The following is a 16,843-nucleotide window of genomic DNA, read 5'->3' on the forward strand; positions in this document are numbered from 1 at the left end:
GTTTTGTGCGGGAAAGGGGAGGGGGCCACTCCGTCCCCCCCTCCCTCCCCAGAGGCTGGGCTCCCGCCGTCGACGTTTAAGCCTCACGGGCGCTGACTGAGCCGCGCCGCCCAACCCCGGTTCACCCCGCGGACGGCACCCCGGTGATCGCATGGCCGAAGCGCAGCAGGTTCCCCGGGTCGTAACTGGACTTCGCGGCCCGCATCCGTTCGTATACGTCGGGTGACCATGCCCGGGCCCGGTCGGCTTCATCGCCGGGTTCGCCGTGGAAGTTGACCAGCGTGCGTCCGGTGGAGTGGGGGGCCATCGCCGCCAGGACGCCGCGGATTGACGCGGCGACGGCCTCGTCAACCGGCGGCATCTTGAACCCGAGGACGAACAGCAGGAACGCTGCGTCCCGCCCCGAGACGGCGTCCGGCACGGCCCCGCCCCGCGCCAGGGCCCCGCCGAGCGGCCGGATCTCAACGAAGAGCAGCGGACAGTCCGAACCCTCACCGGTGAGCTCCAGCAGGTCCGCAACGGTGTCTTCGCCGAGGTCCTTCAGGAGCGCCCCGCCAGCCGTGAAGGGGAGCGGATCCGACGGATCCATGTGGATCTGGTCCACGTCGAGATAGCTCATCGGACCGGCGGTGTCCATCAACGGCCTGGCGACCGCGCGCATCGGGGCCAGCAAGCGGTCGCCGTCCTCACGGCTGCCCAGGAAAGCGAAGCGGAGGTGCACCACGAACTGGCCCCTCAGCGGCTCGGGGACGAACTCCATGTCCGGTGGCCGCAGCAGGGAGATCGACGGCGAGGCGTGGTCCGGAAGCGTGGGCAGCCACGCCCGGAACGCCGTCAGGACGTGCGCGGCGTCTGCTCCGGGATAGATGATTGCGCCGCCGTAAAAGTCCCCCAGCGGGAAGAGGCTGAACTCAAGTTCTGTCACGATTCCGAGGTTGCCCTTGCCACCGCGCATCAGCGCAAACAGTTCGGCTTCGGCCTCGGCGTCGATCCGGCGCAACGCGCCGTCCGCGGTGACGACCTCCATACTGCGGACGTGGTCCGCCGCAAAACCGTACGCGCGGCCCAGCAGGGGCAGCCCGCCGCCGAGAGTGTAGCCAACGACGCCGACGTCGGTGCTGGAGCCGTGCAGCCCGACCAGCCCGTGTGGCACGCTCGCTTCCAGGACGCTGCGCCACTTCACTCCGGCCCCCACCCGCGCGGTGCGTTCGACCGGATCAATCCGCAGCTCCTGCAGGCGCCGGGTGTTGATGAGCAGGCCGCCGTCAACCACCGAGTCGGCGCCGTGCCCGGTGGACTGGACCGCCACCGGGAGCCTGCGTTCTGCCGCCCACTTCACCCCGGCTGCGACGTCGTGTGCGTTCTCGGCGCCCAGGACGACGTTTGGCCGGTGCACGATCGCGGCGTTGAAGGCCAGCGTCTCGGCCGCAAATTCGGGGCTGTCCGGCAGAGCGACCGGGCCGCTGACAGCCGTGGACAGGGCCTGGATGTCGTCGCTGACAAGCATGATGAACTCCTGGGCACTCGCGTGCTGCGAGCAGGTCGGGGGCACGGCAGCGCACGCGTGGAGTACCCCCAGCATCTTTCCCAGTCGGCGGACGGCCCGGCTGATGATAAATCGAGCCTAGGATCACCGTCGAACTGCGGTCTAGGGCCCTAAGTCCCTCACGCCCCCCGGGCGCCACTGGGCAAGGCAGCACCTCCGGGCAGCCCAGCACGCACGACGGCGGCCCCGCACCTTTCACAGGGTGCGGGGCCGCCGTTCATGCGCAGCTGGGGGATGCCGGCTGCTAGTGCGCGGCCAGACGTTCTTTCAGGCTTTCAAGCTCTGAGCGCAGCTCCCCGGGCAGGGAGTCGCCGAACTTGGCGTACCACTCCTCGATAGAGGCCAGCTCGGTGTCCCATTCCGCGCGGTCCACGCGGACCGCATCTTCCACATGGGCGTGCGTCAGCTCCAGGCCGGTGAGGTCCAGCGAGTGCCCGGCCGGCACGAAGCCGATGGGCGTTTCCACGGCGTCCGCCTTGCCTTCAATGCGCTCGATGGCCCACTTGAGGACCCGTGCGTTGTCGCCGAAGCCGGGCCACGCGAAGTCACCGTCGGCCGTGCGCCGGAACCAGTTCACCAGGAAGATGTGCGGCAGACGTTCCGGATTGGCCTTGCCGGAGACGCTGATCCAGTGCTTCAGGTAGTCCCCGGCGTCGTAGCCGATGAACGGCAGCATGGCCATCGGGTCGCGCCGGAGAACGCCCACCTGGCCCGCGGCCGCAGCCGTGGTCTCGGAGGAAAGCGTGGAGCCCATGAAGATACCGTTGGTCCAGCTGCGGGCCTGGGTGACGAGCGGAACCGTGGTCTTGCGGCGGCCGCCGAAGAGGATCGCGGAGAGCTCCACACCCTCGGGGCTGAAGTATTCCTCGGCCAGCATGTCGACCTGCGAAATCGGCGTGCAGAAGCGCGAGTTCGGGTGGGCGGCCGGCTTGTCCGAATCAGGCGTCCACGAGTTGCCCTGCCAGTCGGTGAGATGCGCGGGCGTTTCGTCGGTCATGCCCTCCCACCACACGCCGCCGTCGTCCGTGAGGGCCACGTTGGTGAAGATGCTGTGGCCCTTGGCGATGGCGCGCATGGCGTTCGGGTTGGTGCCCCAGCCGGTGCCCGGGGCGACGCCAAACAGGCCGGCCTCCGGGTTGGTGGCGCGCAGTTCGCCTTCCTTGCCAATCCGCATCCAAGTGATGTCGTCACCGAGGGTTTCAACTTCCCAGCCCTCGATGGCCGGATCCAGCAGAGCGAGGTTGGTCTTGCCGCAGGCCGACGGGAACGCCGCCGAAATGTAGTAGTTCTTCTTTTCCGGCGAGGTCAGCTTGAGGATGAGCATGTGCTCCGCAAGCCAGCCTTCGTCCCGGGCCATCACCGAGGCGATGCGCAGGGCATAGCACTTCTTGCCCAGCAGGGCGTTGCCGCCGTAACCGGAGCCGAAGGACCAGATGGAGCGCTCTTCGGGGAAGTGCACGATCCACTTGTCCGGGTTGCAGGGCCACGCGACGTCGGCCTGGCCGGCGGCCAGGGGTGCGCCCAGCGAGTGCAGCGCCGGAACGAAGAACGCGTTCGTGGCGGTGATCTTGTCCAGGACCTCGGTGCCGATGGTGGCCATGATGCGCATGGAGGCGACAACATAGGCGCTGTCAGTGATCTCCACGCCAAATTTGGGATCCTCGGCGTCCAGGTGGCCCATGACGAACGGGATGACGTACAGCGTGCGGCCGCGCATGGAGCCGCTGAAGAGCCCGCGGAGCTTCTGCTTCATCTCCACCGGTGCCATCCAGTTGTTGGTGAAGCCTGCATCGCGTTCGTTTTCGGAGCAGATGAACGTCTGCTCTTCCACGCGTGCCACGTCGGCCGGGTCGGAGAAGGCCGCGAAGGACTTGGGGAACAGCTTCTCGTTCAGGCGGGTCAGCGTGCCCGCGGCGACGAGCTCGTCCGTGAGCCGGGTGTTCTCTTCCTCAGTGCCGTCTACCCAGTGGATCCGGTCCGGCTGGGTCAGTTCAGCTACCTCTTCGACCCATGCCAGCAGGCCGGCATGTGTGGTGGGTGCTTTTTCAAGCAACGGCAGTCGCGCCAAATCTCCCATTACGGTTCCCTTCCTCGGGTTCAGTCGTGTTCCCTAAATGTAGGGCTAGATCACCCCCCAAAATCGGCGCCAGATGGGTGATGTCCGGTGGCCCCGAAATCAAAAACCGCGGAAACACAAGGAATCCGCCGACCGGAGATATCCCATTTTGTGACTAAGGTCACGTAGACCGGTCTAGTCAGCTAGATTACACCCGTTTCGATTTGTATCTACAGCCCCACCTCGCGTAAAGTAATTCGAGGTTCGGGGAGTGAGAAACTCCAAGAACCGAGAATGCGCCCATAGCTCAGCTGGATAGAGCGTCTGTCTACGGAACAGAAGGTCAGGGGTTCGAATCCCTTTGGGCGCACAGAGAAGAAGATCCGCACCGGTCCGCCGGTGCGGATCTTTTGTTTAAGGACCCGACGGCGGCGGCCCACCGTTACGACGGCCTGGCCGACCCGGTGCCCGGTGCCCGATGCCCGATGCCGTCGAAGTGGCCGCTCAGCCGTTCGGGCCGCGAGCGCTTTGTCCCGGGTCGAGACAGCATCGAGGATCCCCCGATGCGGGGTTGCCACCGCGGGTCAGCGGGAGCGGCCCGGGCGTAGGATTCTGCCATGACGGCACAGCTTGAACGCGAATTCGATGTCATTGTGATCGGCGCGGGCGCCGTGGGCGAGAATGTGGCAGACCGTGCGGTGCGGGGCGGGCTGACCGCGGTCCTGATCGAGGCGGAGCTGGTCGGCGGTGAGTGCTCCTACTGGGCCTGCATGCCCTCCAAAGCGCTGCTGCGCCCGGGCACCGCGCTCCACGGCGCACAGTCCGTGCCCGGCGCCGCGGAAGCCGTCACGCGGACCCTGGACGCGGCCGCGGTGCTCAAACGCCGCGATTATTTCACCTCCAACTGGCAGGACGACAGCCAGGTGAAGTGGGTCGAGGACACCGGAATCGCGCTGATCCGCGGCCACGGGTGGATCACCGGCGCCCGCAAGGTCGAAGTCGCGGGACTGGACGGCAACAGCTACGCGCTCACGGCGCGGCACGCCGTCGTGGTGGCCACCGGGTCCTCCCCGACCGCCCCGCCCATCGAAGGGCTGGCGGACGTGGACTACTGGACCACGAGGGAAGCGACGTCCGCGCACGAAATCCCCGACCGGCTGGCGGTTCTGGGCGGCGGCGTGGCCGGCACCGAACTCGCCCAGGCGTTCGCCCGGCTCGGCACTTCGGTCACCCTGGTGGCCCGGGGCGCCCTGCTGGGCGCCTTCCCGGAGGAGGCAGCCGCGCTGGTCGCCGCCGGGCTGCGCGCGGACGGCGTCGGCCTCCGGCTCCACACCGGAACCAAGCGCGTCCGGGAGAACGACGACGGTTCCCTCACCATCGATCTGGCGGACGGCGGCACCGTAACGGCGGACAGGCTCCTGGTTACCACCGGCCGGCATCCCGCCCTTGAAGGAATCGGGCTGGAAAACGTCGGACTCGCCGCCGCGGACGGGAAGGAAATCCGGCTCAGCACCGACTCCACGGGCCTGGTCCTGGGCGGCCCCGGGAACGACGATGAGCCGTGGCTGTACGCCGCCGGCGACGCAGCCGGCAAGGTCATGCTGACCCATCAGGGCAAGTACGAGGCGCGGACCACCGGTGACGCCATAGCCGCGCGGGCCACGGGCGACCTGAGCGGCAACCCCGCCCCTTGGAGCCGCTACGCCCGGACCGCCAACGACCATGCCATACCCAATGTCGTGTTCACCGATCCGGAACTGGCCAATGTCGGCCGGACGGTTCAGCAGGCCGAACGCGACGGACTCCGGGCGTCTTCGGTGGAACTGCCCATCCAGGTGGCCGGATCCTCGCTGCACGCCGAACGGTACGAGGGCTGGGCCCAGCTCGTGGTCGACGAGGACCGACGGGTGCTGCTGGGCGCCACTTTCGCCGGTCCCGACGTGGCCGAGCTGCTGCATGCCGCCACCATCGCGATCGTCGGGGAAGTAACCCTGGACCGGCTCTGGCACGCCGTGCCGTCCTACCCCACGATCAGCGAGGTCTGGCTCCGCCTGCTCGAGGAGTACGGGCTCTGACCTGCCGGGGTGTCACTTCGCGCCCATGCCGCGGACGAACATCGGCACCAACTCTCACCTCGGCGGAATCGGCCGCGGACGGGACCGGCCATCTGCTTGATCACAATCGCCCAATCTATTTGAACTGACCGGTCAGTTCGGTTAGGCTTTTTGTAGACATTCTTCTGCGAAAGGCTTTCCTTGCTCCGCGTCCAACAACTCTCCGTGAACGGCAGACGGGACGAGTTGCTGCCGGCCACCTCCCTTCAGGTCCGGCGCGGCGAGCTTCTGCTGGTCTCCGGCACACGCCCGGACCAGCGCACCGCCCTGGCCCTGGCCCTGAGCGGGCGCCTCAAGCCCTCTGCCGGGCATTTTGCCTGGGACGGCACAGAGTGGGACGGGAGCGCCCGGATCAGGACCCTGCGGCAGGCGAGCGCCGTCGTGGACTCCCCCGGGGTGAACGAACCGGAGCAGCACCTCAGCGTCCGCGACCTCGTCACCGAAGACCTGGCCCTGGTCCCGCGCCGCTACCGGGGGCCGCTGCTCAGCAAGCCCTGGCTCAAGGTCAACCGCTTTGAGGACATCGCCGGGCTGTGGACCGAGCAGCTCCCGGCCTCCCGCCGGATTGAGCTGCTCACCGCGCTCGCCCTGGCGAACCCCCACACGGACCTGCTTGTGCTGGACTCCCCCGACCGCCACGGCGATCCGGGCGACTGGCTGCCGAGGCTCGAGCAGTTGGCGCACGACGCCGGGCGTCCGCTCGCCGTCGTCGCCGTCGTCATGAGCGTCCCGGCGAGCTGGACCGGCCCGACCGCCGCGATCGGGAACGCAAGTGCACCCGCCCCCGGAAGGCCCCGCGCCGAACTGCAGGACGCCTCCGCCCATCTCGAAACCGCACTCGAACCTGAGGACGCACAGTGACTGTTCTACGGCTGGCCCGTTCCGAACTCAAGCGTATGACCGGCGGCCTGCTGCCCAAGCTGACCATTCTGGCGCTGGCACTGGTGCCCCTGCTCTACGGCGCCGTCTACCTCTACGCCAACTGGGATCCCTACGGAAACCTGAACCAGATCGACGCCGCCCTCGTGGTGGAGGACGCCGGCGCCACCTCCGCCGACGGTACCCGGCTCGAGGCCGGCCGGAAGGTCGCCGACAGCCTCGTGGACGGCCATGTCTTCAACTGGCAGACGGTGACCGGGACGGCGGAAGCGGACCAGGGCGTCAGCACGGGCAAATACGCTTTCGCCCTGAAAATCCCGAAGGACTTCTCGGCGAACCTCGTGTCCCCCGGCAGCTTCGACGCCGCCAACCAGGCCATGCTCAACGTGACCACCAACGACGCGAACAACTACCTGCTGAGCACCATCGTGGACAAACTCACGACGGCTGTGCACACCACGGTGGCCACAGAAGTCGGCGAGGAAACCGCCAACCAGCTCCTCACCGGGTTTGGCACCATCCACACCCAGATGCTCCAGGCTTCCGCCGGAGCCGCGCAGCTTGCCGACGGCGTCACCAGCCTGCACGACGGGAGCGTCACCCTCAAGCAGGGCACGGCCGACCTGAAGAACGGCGCCGCCGAACTCTCCAACGGCCAGCTCAAACTCCGGGACGGTGCCAACGCGCTCAGTACCGGGGCCGCCGAGCTTAACGGCGGCCTGGCGAAGCTCAAGGACAAAACCGCCACCCTGCCCGCCGATACCCGGACGCTTGCGGACGGCGCGGCGCAGGTGGCGGCCGGCAACGCCGCGCTCAACACCCAGTTCAAGGCCCTGGCCGGCCAGCAGGCCGCCGCCGAACAGGCATCCGCCCAGGCCGCCGCCCAGGCAGAGCACAGCCGGGTGGCTGCGTCCACCAGCCGGCTCGTCGCCGCCGGAACCATCACCCCGGCCCAGGCGGAGGCCATCCTGGCGGACTTCGACGCCCACCCTGTCGCGCCGGTCTCCGCCCGTCCGGGCGCCTCCCTCATGGCCGCGGCGGGACAGGTCCAGCAACTGGCGGACGGGTCCGCCGCCGTCAGCGCCGGCGCAGCCCGGCTGGCGGGAGCCACACCCACGCTCAGCGGCGCCATCGCCCAGGCGTCCACCGGCGCGGACCAGCTGGCCGGCGGCGCCGCCACCCTCGCCGCCGGGCAGCAGAGCGCCCTGGACGGCGCCGCACAACTGGCAGCCGGCGCGCAACACCTTGACGACGGCGCTGCCCGGCTCGAAGGCGGCGCGGCCACGGCAGCCGACGGCGCCGGAACGCTCGCAGCGGAACTCACCAAGGGCGCCGGCCAGGTCCCCAACCCCGACGACAGCCAGAAGGACAGCCTCGCCAAGGTAATGGCGGATCCGGTCGCCGTCAGCAATGTCTCGCAGGCCAAGGCGGGCTCCTACGGCGCGGGCCTGGCACCGTTCTTCCTCACCCTGGCCCTGTGGATCGGCGTCTTCATGCTGATCCAGGCGATGCGGCCTGTGACCCAGCGGGCGCTGGCGTCGAACGCTCCGGCGTGGAAAATCGCCGTCGGCGGCTGGCTGCCGTTCCTGGCAGTCTCTGCGGTGCAGGCCAGCCTGCTGACCCTGGTGGTCGACGTCGGGCTGGGCCTGGATCCCGCCCATCCCTGGCTGATGTGGTTCCTGATGCTGGCCGCCGCGATGGCATTCAGCGCGATCATCCAAGGCATCGTTGCGTTGCTGGGGTCCCCCGGCAAGCTGGTGGTGCTGATCCTGCTGGTCCTGCAGCTGGTCTCCTCGGGCGGCACCTTCCCCTGGCAGACAACGCCCCAACCGCTCCACGTCGTGCACCAACTCCTGCCGATGGGATACGTGGTCAACGGCATGCGGCACCTGATTTACGGCGCGGACCTCGCTGTCATCCTGCCCACGATGCTGGGGCTGCTTGGCTACACTTTGCTGGGGACGGCCATGTCCACCCTTGCCGTCCGGAAGCACAAATACTGGACCCTGAAGACCCTGAAACCGGAGATCGCCGTATGACCAGCCGCACGGACAGCAGCACGGAGGTTCCCGCCGACGCGGGGACCCCGGCAGGCGCGGCCAGGAAGCTCCGGCCGGCCAGGACCAACGCGACCAAGCAGAAGCTTTTCGAGGCCTCGATGGAGCTGATTGGCGAACGCGGCGTGGCGGGGGTGACGGTCGATGAGATCGCCGCGGCCGCCGGGGTGTCCAAGGGGACCGTGTACTACAACTTCGGCAGCAAATCGGACCTGATCGCCCAGCTGCTGCGCCACGGGGTGGATATCCTGCTGGCTCGACTGCTGAGCGTCAGGGACGATTCAGCGGACCCGCTCACGGCGATGGACGGGATGATCGGCCAGGCCATCGACTTCATGGACGAATACCCCTCCTTTGCCCGGCTGTGGGTCAGCGAAAACTGGCGGACCCCCAGTGAGTGGCAGGACACCTTCACGGAGCTCCGCGGCCGCCTGCTCACCGTGGTCCGCGCCGCGATCGATGCGGTGGCCGCCGTCTACCCGGTGGATCCGGCGGTGTCCCGGGGCAGCCTGGAGACCGCGATCTTCGGCGCCTGCTTTGTGGTGGGCCTGGACCGGCAGACCTACAATCCGGAGCGGACCCGTGAGCAAAGTGTGACGGCGATTATGGCGTCCATGCGCGGCTTCGTCGTGAAGTAGCGCCCGCTCGGGGATGATTATTCACATGGGCCACATGGGTAACAGCGGCAGGATTGCCATCGGTGCGTTTCTCGCCGCCCTCGCGCTGTTGGCGCTGACCGGTATCACCCTGCACGGAACGGTGTTCCTCTGGTTCCTGGGGGCATCCGCCGCTGCCTACGTAGCCTGCGTCGCCGAGGTGGTGATCCGCCGGCGGCACCGGACCCTGGCCGCCAGCGGGATCGGGAGCATCCTGTTCATTGCCTTCAGCATCGCCTTCCTGCGGCAGTGGGGTTTGGCTTTCAATGCGGATCCGGACGCGCTGTCGGCCCCGGTGGATGCCGACCATCCGGACCTGTTCTTCTACCTCGCCGCCGCATCCGGTGCGGCCACCCTGCTGCTGCTGGTGGCCGGAACCGTCCTGCCGGGCAGGGGCAGGCGTCCGCGGACTGCCGGCAGCGCTGCGCGGCGGCGTCCTGCGGCCGCGAGGGTCCAGCGGCCCCGGACGGCGGCGGACACCCGCCGCGCACCGTCCCGTACCGCCGCCGCCGCACGCCCGGCACCGAGGTCCGCAACGGGCAGGCCGGCTTCGACTCAGCCGGCTAAATCTCAGCCGGCCAAATCTCAATCAGCCCGCGTTCCCGCCCCGCGGGCCGCTTCCTCGGGGCTCAAGCGGCCAGCTTCGGGCGCCACGGGGTCCGCTGCCAAGTCACCGGCCAAGTCCCCGGCACGCCCCGCCGCGCGGTCCTCCTCGCGCCGCTGAACATGCGGGCGCTGACCATGCGGGCGCAGTCCCCGCGGCGGCGCTGACGGCGGCAAGCTCCGCCGCTGAGTGTCGCGCCGGCGAAAATTCCAGGGCCGCAGCACCGCGGTCGCCACCCCGGCGAGCAGCAGGAGTCCGCCCGTCACCTCGGCCGGAGTGGGCACCTCGGCCAGGACGAGCCACGCCGCCGTCATCCCGACCACCGGAACCAGCAGGGTAAACGGCACCACGGCCGAGGAAGGGTACAGCCCCAGCAGGCGGTTCCAGATGCCGTAGCCGACAAGCGAACCGAACACGGCCGTATAGAGGGCACTCAACAGCGTGACGGGCTGGACTTCCACCAGTGCCTGCGCCACCGCCGGCGGCCCGTCGAGCAGCAGCGAGAGACCCAGCAGGGGCAGTGGCACCACAGCCCCGGACCACACCACCAGCCCCAGCCCGGACGCTGCCTTCGCTTTCCGGGCGACGATGTTGCCAGCGGCCCAGGACAGTGCCGCGGCCAGCACAATCAGAAGCGGCAGCACCGGGGCGACAAGGCTGCGGCCGACCGCCACAACAACGAGTCCGGCGACTCCCAGTACAACCCCGGCGAGTTGCCGTCGGCTCGGCCGCTCGCCGAGAAAGCCTGCCGCCAGAAGCACCGTCAACAGCACCTGCGCCTGCAACACCAGGGACGCCAGGCCCGCGGGCATGCCCAGGGCCATCGCCAGATACAGCAGGCCGAACTGTCCTGCGCTCATCAGCAGCCCGACGCCGACTATCGCCTTCCAGCTCACGTCCGGTTTCCGGATGAAGAAGATGCACGGCACGACCACCAGGATGAACCGCATGGCCACAAACAGCAGCGGCGGCATCTCCGCCCCGTCCGGGTGCAGGCCGAGGTCGATCGCGACGAAGTTGACGCCCCAGAGTACGGCGACGAGCAGGGCCAGGGCGGAATGGCGTGGGTTCACCCTGCCACTATGCCCGGTTCCGGCGTCATCCGCGGCCGGAACCGTCCGGACCCGGCGGACCGGAGGTTAGCCGGCAGGTGAGGGATCAGAGGTTGCGGGGATTGTCGGTGTGGGGATTGTCAGTGCGTGGATTTTCGGTGCGGGGCACGTCGCCGCGGACCGGCTCCGGCGGGACCTGCCTGTTGGGCGTCTGGCTGCCGTCCGGGTCGGGGGTGCGGTCTGCGTCGGCGGGGTTTCGGGCGCTGCGGTCGCGGCGCAGCTCGTCATCTCCGGTGTCTACATCGGACCGCCGGTCGCGGCGCAGCTCGTCATTGCCGGCGTCGGCATCGGACCGCCGGTCCCGGACTTGGCCGTCGCGTTCCGTGGTGACGACGTCCGGGTCCACTTCGTCCGCTTTCCTCAGCTGTTCCTGCGCTCCGGCGCGGACCTGCCCAGCTTCCCGCTGGCGGTCGCGGGCTTCCTCCCGAAGCCTCTCGGCCTCGACTTCTGCCTGTTTTGCGTCGGCCTCTGCCTTTGCGGCCTGCGCCTCGCGTTCCCTCGCCCCGATCTCATCGGTCCGGGCCTTTTCGCGCATTTCGACAGCCCGGTTGCGGTCCGCTTCCACTTTGCGCTTGCGGCTGAGCCTGGTTGCCACGGCGATGATGGCAAGCACAACGATGATGCCGACAATGATCCATATGAGCAGTCCCGAATCCACGATGATTCCGCCTTTTCTCTCGATCCCCGTAAGTTACGAGTAAACAGGATCAGTAAACCGCAGAAATGCCTGCGTGACCATCATTCGGGAATCAGGCAGCCCGCCCGGCGCCGGCGTTATTTGGCCCGGGGAACCTTGAAGTGCGTGAGCCTGGCGTCCTGGCCGTCCAGTTCGGCCCAGGGCTTCTCCGTCTCCATCACCGTCAGGGCGCTCGTGGGGTAGCGCGTGGCGGCGTCCATGTAGGCATCGTGGTTGGAATCGCGGGAGGCAAGGTGCATGGCAAGATCCTGCACGCCGGGCATATGCGAGATCACCATGAGGGTGGTCACGGTGTCCGGAACGTGGTTGATGACCGTCAGCATCCGCGACGCCGAGGCGGCGTAGAGTCCGTCCTCGAGCTTCGGCGTCGGGGCTTTGTCGCCCAGTTCGCTGCAGACCCAGGTGCAGGTCTGACGGGTGCGCAGGGCGCTGGAGCAGAGGATGAAATCGGGGACCACGCCGTGCTTCAGCAGCCATTTTCCGGCCTGCGGGGCGTCGCGGTGGCCGCGCTCTTCAAGCGGCCGGTCGTGATCGGCGACGCCGCCCGGCCAGTCCGCCTTGGCATGGCGCATGATCACCAGCCGTTTGATGTGATGCGCGCTCATGGACCAATCCTAGTGCGGCGGCTGATCCCCGGGCGCGCGTCGCACCAACGGCGGCTCAGTCGTCCAGTACGAAGGTCACTTCCAGCACAACGTGCCAGGCAACGACGGCGCCGTCGCTGATCTCAACCTTCTGCTCCTTCACCCAGGCACCCGTTACATTGCGCAGGGTCTTGTTGGCCCGATCGACGCCCTCCTTGATGGCGGCATCGAACGAGGTCTTGGAGTTCGAACTCAGGGTAGTAATGCGTGCAACAGACATATCTTCCTCTCAGTAGTCGTCTCAACGGGTCCGAGACTACGCCGAAGGAAGGAAACACAACAGGGTCCAAGCGCCGCCCAAGAGCCGCGAAGCCCAACGTCCATCAGCCTGCCCCGCCGAAAGCCTCCACCCCGGAACGGGAGGAAGGTGCGTTCTCAGGAGGAAGTAAGCGCAGCGTGGCGTTTTGCGTAGTGCCGCATCGCAGACTGAGGAACGAGGGAGGACGAGAGCTGGCCGGATTCCTTGTCCGAGCTTGCGAGGTCAAGGGAGCCAGCGAACGCCAGGGCACGGCAAAGTGCCGCCCGCGGCGCGTGAAGCGCAACGGTCAATGCAAAAGCGCCCGCCCCAGTCAAGGAACGGACGCTTGCGCGGGCTGGAAGCTAGATCGAGTATTCCGGAGCGGCCCAGACAACAACTTCGGGGTGCTCGTAGAAGCGGTAGCCCTGGCCGCGGACCGTGCGAACAGTATTGGCGAGGCGGCCAAGCTTGGAGCGCAGACGGCGGATGTGGACGTCGATGGTGCGCTCGTTGGGCACCTCTTCGGCGTTCCGCCACAGGCCCTCAAGCAGCTCGTCGCGGCCCACGGTGCGGGTGCCGTTCTCCACGAGGTAGTTGAGGAGTTCAAACTCCTTGAACGTGAGGTTCAGGGATTCGCCGTCGAGCGCCACTTCGCGGCGGGCAAGGTCAATCAGGACGCCGGACGGACGCGAATCCTGGGGCTGCTGCTGGCGGGAGGTCTCGGCGCGCTGGCGGGCCCCCACCGTGGGGTCACCGAAGGTGGAACGGACGACGTCGAGCGCGGAGCCGGGGGCGCTGGCCGGGGCAACAGCGACGGCCGCGTAGCTTTCGGCGCCGGAGACCAGGGACTGGGCGTAGGCCCGGATTTCCTGGGCCAGCTTGGCAATGGAGGTCCCGGCGGCCGCCGCGGTTTCCTCGTCGATGCCCATGTAGAGCACGAAACCGCGGGCCACATTGTCGGCCGGGACCGGACGGACGGGGGCGGCGGCGCTGCCCGGCGTAATCACGGGAGTCGGGGCCGTGGCCGGCGGAACGGCCCGGAGCTGTCCATAGGAGTTGGGGTTGTAGCCCTGCGGGGCATAGCCGGGGGCGGGGAAGGTGTTGCCGGAGCCGGAGGGGGCGAAGGAAGCGCGGCCGCCGAAGCCCTGGCGGATACCGGAGGCCTGGCCGGCCTTGCTGGCGTTACGGACGGAGATGTGGACGTATCCGGATGCAACTGACATGGATTGCTTACCTCAATGTGAATGGCCGTCATCGCGGCTCGAATGCTACTTTTCCCCGCAATGAAACTTGGGGAGGGGCGCCCGACGCTGGGCTGGGGGCGAATGCCTAGAAACCTTTGGGGTGTAAAAGTTAGGCGTGCATTCGACAACAGCGATTCTCGGTATCAGCGGGTGCGCTGATCCAAAAAACTGCGGCTGCAGGAGCTGTTATGTTCTTGTTCACAATTGAAGTGTGCAACGTAACAATGAAAACTTGCAAGTAACAAAGCATTCATAAGTCCACGATGTGAGACTAAACGGGGAATAGTAGCGCAGATCACAATTCTGACCGGGCGCTGGAAAAACCTTGGATTCGAACAAAAAAGGTCCCGTGGGTCATCTGCCCGAAGAAGCTTCGCGCAGATGCCCCACCGGCCCTGAATCATTCACTGTATCCGGAAACCGTAAAACCGTTCGCCTACTTATCAACGGATGTCCACCGTCCCACAGAGTGGTCACTCCGCAGCCGCGGAAAGTGCCCGTGCAGGGGCTCCCAGGGCCGTCCAGCTCGTTAGGCTGGGATTCACAGGTGCCGCACAGGATTCCCAAAGCCGCGCCTAACCGGCAGATCGGAGAGTTGTCCCATGGCCACTTCGCACTCCATGACGAACAATCTTCCCCAGCTCACCCATCCGGACGGGTCCCCCATCCGTGCCCTGGTCGTGGACGATGAACCGAGTCTTTCCGAGCTGATGAGCATGGGCCTGCGAATGGCGGGCTGGTCCGTGGCCGTCGCCGCCGACGGCCCCGAAGCAGTGAAGCTGGCGAAGGACTTCCGTCCCGATGTGTTAGTGCTCGATGTGATGCTCCCGGGGTTCGACGGCGTAGAGCTGCTGGGCAGGATCCGCGCCTTCGCGCCGGAGGTGCCGGCGTTGTTCCTGACAGCCAAAGACGCCGTCCAGGACCGGATCACCGGCCTGGCAGCCGGCGGGGACGACTACGTCACCAAGCCGTTCAGCATGGAGGAAGTGCTGCTGCGGCTGCACCGGCTCGTCCAGCGCTCCGGCGTGGCTGCAATGGATACCGCCGAACTCGTCGTCGGGGATCTGATCCTGAACATCGACACCAGGGAAGTCCGGCGCGCCGGCGAGGAACTCCACCTTACAGCCACCCAGTTCGAGCTGCTGCGCTACCTCATGGAGAACCCGAAACGCGTTGTCAGCAAGGCCCAAATCCTGGACCGGGTCTGGGACTACGACTTCGGCGGGCAGGCAAACATCGTGGAGCTCTACATCTCCTACCTCCGCAAGAAGGTGGATGCCAACTACCCGCCCATGATCCACACCGTGCGCGGCGCTGGCTATGTCCTGAAGCCGGCGGACTGATTCGTGCCCGAACGCTTCGGCGAGATTCGTCCCTCCGGGTTCACTTGGCGCAACCCCTCCACCTGGCACCTGCGCACCCGGCTGGTCCTGGTCGCCATGGCCCTGCTCGTGGCGATCTGCGGTGCTGTCGGCGTCGTCAGTTATGCCTCGATGGACCTCTTCCTGACCAGACAGCTCGACAAGCAGTTGCAGCAGGCAGAGGATCGTGCCCGCGATTCTGGCCGCGCCGGCGGCCGCACAGATCCCCTTGAGGCGCGGGGCCAGGGAATCGGCACGCTGAATGCGCGGATCGATGAAGATTCAGTCCGCAGCGCAGGGTTCCTGGGCGAGGACGCCACCCGTAAGTCCCTCACCAACGAAGACGACGAAGTTCTCCTTGGACTCAGCCCCCGCAGCGAGCCGGTGGACCGGACCCTTTCCGCGGGAGCCTACCGGCTGGTTGCGGCCGAATCACCAAACGGCGACGTGATTGTCACCGGGCTGCCGCTCGCAGAAAAACAAAACACGCTGGCCTCCCTGGTCTGGACCATGGTGCTTGTTTCAGCAGGCGGCCTGGTCGTGATCGGCCTGGCCGGCACGGCACTGATCCGCCGGACCATGAAGCCACTGGACCAGCTGTCCGAGGTTGCGACGCAGGTGTCCCGGCTGCCGCTCGACGCAGGCGAGGTGGGACTGGCTATGCGGGTTCCGGCGTCCGCGGCGCATCCCGGAACCGAGGTGGGCAGCGTCGGCCATGCCCTGAACCTGATGCTGGACAACGTCTCCAACGCGCTGGAGGCACGGCAGAACAGCGAGATGAAAGTCCGCCAGTTCGTGGCGGACGCCTCGCATGAGCTGCGCACACCCTTGACCGCCATCCGCGGCTACACCGAGCTGATGCGGATGACCGAACATTTCACGCCCGACGGCGAGAAGTCCCTCGCCCGGGTGCAAAGCCAGTCCGAACGGATGACCACCCTGGTGGAGGACCTGCTCCTGCTCGCGCGGCTGGATGAGGGCCAGCCGCTCAAGCTCAGCGACGTGGACCTCACCCAGCTGGCCATCGAGACGGTAAGTGATGAGAAGGTCATGGCCCCTGACCGGATCTGGCACCTGGAGCTCCCGGAGGAGCCCGTGGTGGTCCGGGGCGACGCGACCCAGCTGCACCAGGTGCTGGCCAACCTGCTCTCCAACGCGCGGAAGCACACCGGGCCAGGCACGACGGTCGTGACCGGCGTGAAGCTCACCCAGGACGGGAGCGCCGTCGTGACGGTGACAGACAACGGCCCCGGAATCGCTCCCGAATTTGTGGACCGCGTGTTCGCGCGTTTCACTCGCGCGGACGCCTCCCGGAAGAATCCAGTGCCTGCTGCGTCGCCGGCGCACGGGCGGCGGCCCCTTCCGCGCCCTCCCCTTCACCCGCCGCGCCTGCCTGCTGCTTCCGGCGCCGCTGCCACGGTCACCAGCGCATCCGCCGAAGGAACCAGCGGGCTGGGCTTGTCCATCGTGCAGTCAATCATTGCTGCCCATGGCGGGACCGTAAGCGTCGCATCCCGCCCGGGGCGGACTGAATTCACCGTGCGGCTGCCGGCAACTCCCCTGACGACCGAGGCCAACCGGCCGCTGGAAGCGCAAGACGCCACGCCGCCGTCGTGACCTCCGTTATGCAAATGT

13 protein-coding genes and 1 tRNA gene are annotated in these 16,843 nt (G+C 67.5%); 7 read left to right on the plus strand and 7 right to left on the minus strand.

The window, feature by feature from the left end; genetic code table 11:
• Positions 1-121 precede the first annotated feature (121 nt).
• Together AC50YM_RS00005 and AC50YM_RS00010 are read right to left on the minus strand one after the other, a co-directional pair.
• A complete protein-coding gene (locus tag AC50YM_RS00005) occupies positions 122-1,507 on the minus strand; it encodes an FAD-binding oxidoreductase (protein ID WP_494954977.1) in 1,386 nt (461 codons plus the stop codon).
• A 283-nt stretch (positions 1,508-1,790) separates the two neighbouring features.
• A complete protein-coding gene (locus AC50YM_RS00010) occupies positions 1,791-3,623 on the minus strand; it encodes a phosphoenolpyruvate carboxykinase (GTP) (protein ID WP_494954978.1) in 1,833 nt (610 codons plus the stop codon).
• A gap of 275 nt (positions 3,624-3,898) precedes the next feature.
• On the opposite strand from AC50YM_RS00010, the gene AC50YM_RS00015 reads away from it, so the two are divergent.
• From AC50YM_RS00015 to AC50YM_RS00035, 5 genes are all read left to right on the plus strand, one after another.
• A tRNA-Arg gene (locus tag AC50YM_RS00015) sits at positions 3,899-3,972 on the plus strand.
• 247 nt (positions 3,973-4,219) lie between these two features.
• The gene (locus AC50YM_RS00020) at positions 4,220-5,677 is read left to right on the plus strand and encodes a dihydrolipoyl dehydrogenase family protein (protein ID WP_494954979.1); all 1,458 of its coding nucleotides are present in this window, start codon (positions 4,220-4,222) and stop codon (positions 5,675-5,677) included.
• A gap of 180 nt (positions 5,678-5,857) precedes the next feature.
• Entirely contained in the window at positions 5,858-6,577 is a 720-nt protein-coding gene (locus AC50YM_RS00025) for an ABC transporter ATP-binding protein (protein WP_494954980.1), read from the plus strand.
• Complete coding sequence (locus AC50YM_RS00030) at positions 6,574-8,634, plus strand: YhgE/Pip family protein (protein WP_494954981.1); 2,061 nt, start codon at positions 6,574-6,576, stop codon at positions 8,632-8,634. Before AC50YM_RS00025 ends, AC50YM_RS00030 begins: the two co-directional genes overlap by 4 nt.
• The gene (locus AC50YM_RS00035) at positions 8,631-9,290 is read left to right on the plus strand and encodes a TetR/AcrR family transcriptional regulator (protein WP_494954982.1); all 660 of its coding nucleotides are present in this window, start codon (positions 8,631-8,633) and stop codon (positions 9,288-9,290) included. The genes AC50YM_RS00030 and AC50YM_RS00035 overlap by 4 nt, the downstream gene beginning before the upstream one ends.
• A 603-nt stretch (positions 9,291-9,893) precedes the next feature.
• Here AC50YM_RS00035 and AC50YM_RS00040 read toward each other — a convergent pair.
• The 5 genes from AC50YM_RS00040 to AC50YM_RS00060 form a co-directional block, all read right to left on the minus strand.
• On the minus strand, positions 9,894-10,985 hold the full coding sequence (locus AC50YM_RS00040; protein WP_494954983.1) for an EamA family transporter: 1,092 nt from the start codon (positions 10,983-10,985) through the stop codon (positions 9,894-9,896).
• Between the two features lie 85 nt (positions 10,986-11,070).
• Positions 11,071-11,682, minus strand: a complete 612-nt coding sequence (locus AC50YM_RS00045; protein ID WP_494954984.1) for a hypothetical protein — start codon at positions 11,680-11,682, stop codon at positions 11,071-11,073.
• 116 nt (positions 11,683-11,798) lie between these two features.
• Positions 11,799-12,326, minus strand: a complete 528-nt coding sequence (locus tag AC50YM_RS00050) for a SixA phosphatase family protein (RefSeq protein ID WP_494954985.1) — start codon at positions 12,324-12,326, stop codon at positions 11,799-11,801.
• Positions 12,327-12,381: 55 nt separating this feature from the next.
• Positions 12,382-12,585 (minus strand): dodecin family protein, encoded by a 204-nt coding sequence (locus AC50YM_RS00055; RefSeq protein WP_146335814.1) that lies wholly within the window; start codon positions 12,583-12,585, stop codon positions 12,382-12,384.
• Between the two features lie 380 nt (positions 12,586-12,965).
• Positions 12,966-13,826, minus strand: coding sequence for a winged helix-turn-helix domain-containing protein (locus AC50YM_RS00060; RefSeq protein ID WP_494954986.1), 861 nt, complete (start codon positions 13,824-13,826; stop codon positions 12,966-12,968).
• Between the two features lie 623 nt (positions 13,827-14,449).
• On the opposite strand from AC50YM_RS00060, the gene AC50YM_RS00065 reads away from it, so the two are divergent.
• Together AC50YM_RS00065 and AC50YM_RS00070 are read left to right on the plus strand one after the other, a co-directional pair.
• Positions 14,450-15,190 carry a response regulator transcription factor gene (locus tag AC50YM_RS00065; protein WP_494954987.1) on the plus strand — a complete coding sequence of 247 codons (741 nt, stop codon included), beginning with the start codon at positions 14,450-14,452 and terminating at the stop codon, positions 15,188-15,190.
• Positions 15,191-15,193: 3 nt separating this feature from the next.
• The gene (locus AC50YM_RS00070) at positions 15,194-16,825 is read left to right on the plus strand and encodes a sensor histidine kinase (RefSeq protein ID WP_494954988.1); all 1,632 of its coding nucleotides are present in this window, start codon (positions 15,194-15,196) and stop codon (positions 16,823-16,825) included.
• Positions 16,826-16,843: the final 18 nt, after the last annotated feature.

The organism is Pseudarthrobacter sp. RHLT1-30-1 (assembly GCF_059383415.1).

What these genes read in the sequence shown, in the direction of transcription:
- AC50YM_RS00005 (WP_494954977.1), bottom strand. Translation starts at nt 1,507, where the DNA reads ATGCTTGTCAGCGACGACATCCAGGCCCTGTCCACGGCTGTCAGCGGC.
- AC50YM_RS00010 (WP_494954978.1), bottom strand. Translation starts at nt 3,623, where the DNA reads ATGGGAGATTTGGCGCGACTGCCGTTGCTTGAAAAAGCACCCACCACA.
- AC50YM_RS00020 (WP_494954979.1), top strand. Translation starts at nt 4,220, where the DNA reads ATGACGGCACAGCTTGAACGCGAATTCGATGTCATTGTGATCGGCGCG.
- AC50YM_RS00035 (WP_494954982.1), top strand. Translation starts at nt 8,631, where the DNA reads ATGACCAGCCGCACGGACAGCAGCACGGAGGTTCCCGCCGACGCGGGG.
- AC50YM_RS00050 (WP_494954985.1), bottom strand. Translation starts at nt 12,326, where the DNA reads ATGAGCGCGCATCACATCAAACGGCTGGTGATCATGCGCCATGCCAAG.
- AC50YM_RS00055 (WP_146335814.1), bottom strand. Translation starts at nt 12,585, where the DNA reads ATGTCTGTTGCACGCATTACTACCCTGAGTTCGAACTCCAAGACCTCG.
- AC50YM_RS00060 (WP_494954986.1), bottom strand. Translation starts at nt 13,826, where the DNA reads ATGTCAGTTGCATCCGGATACGTCCACATCTCCGTCCGTAACGCCAGC.
- AC50YM_RS00065 (WP_494954987.1), top strand. Translation starts at nt 14,450, where the DNA reads ATGGCCACTTCGCACTCCATGACGAACAATCTTCCCCAGCTCACCCAT.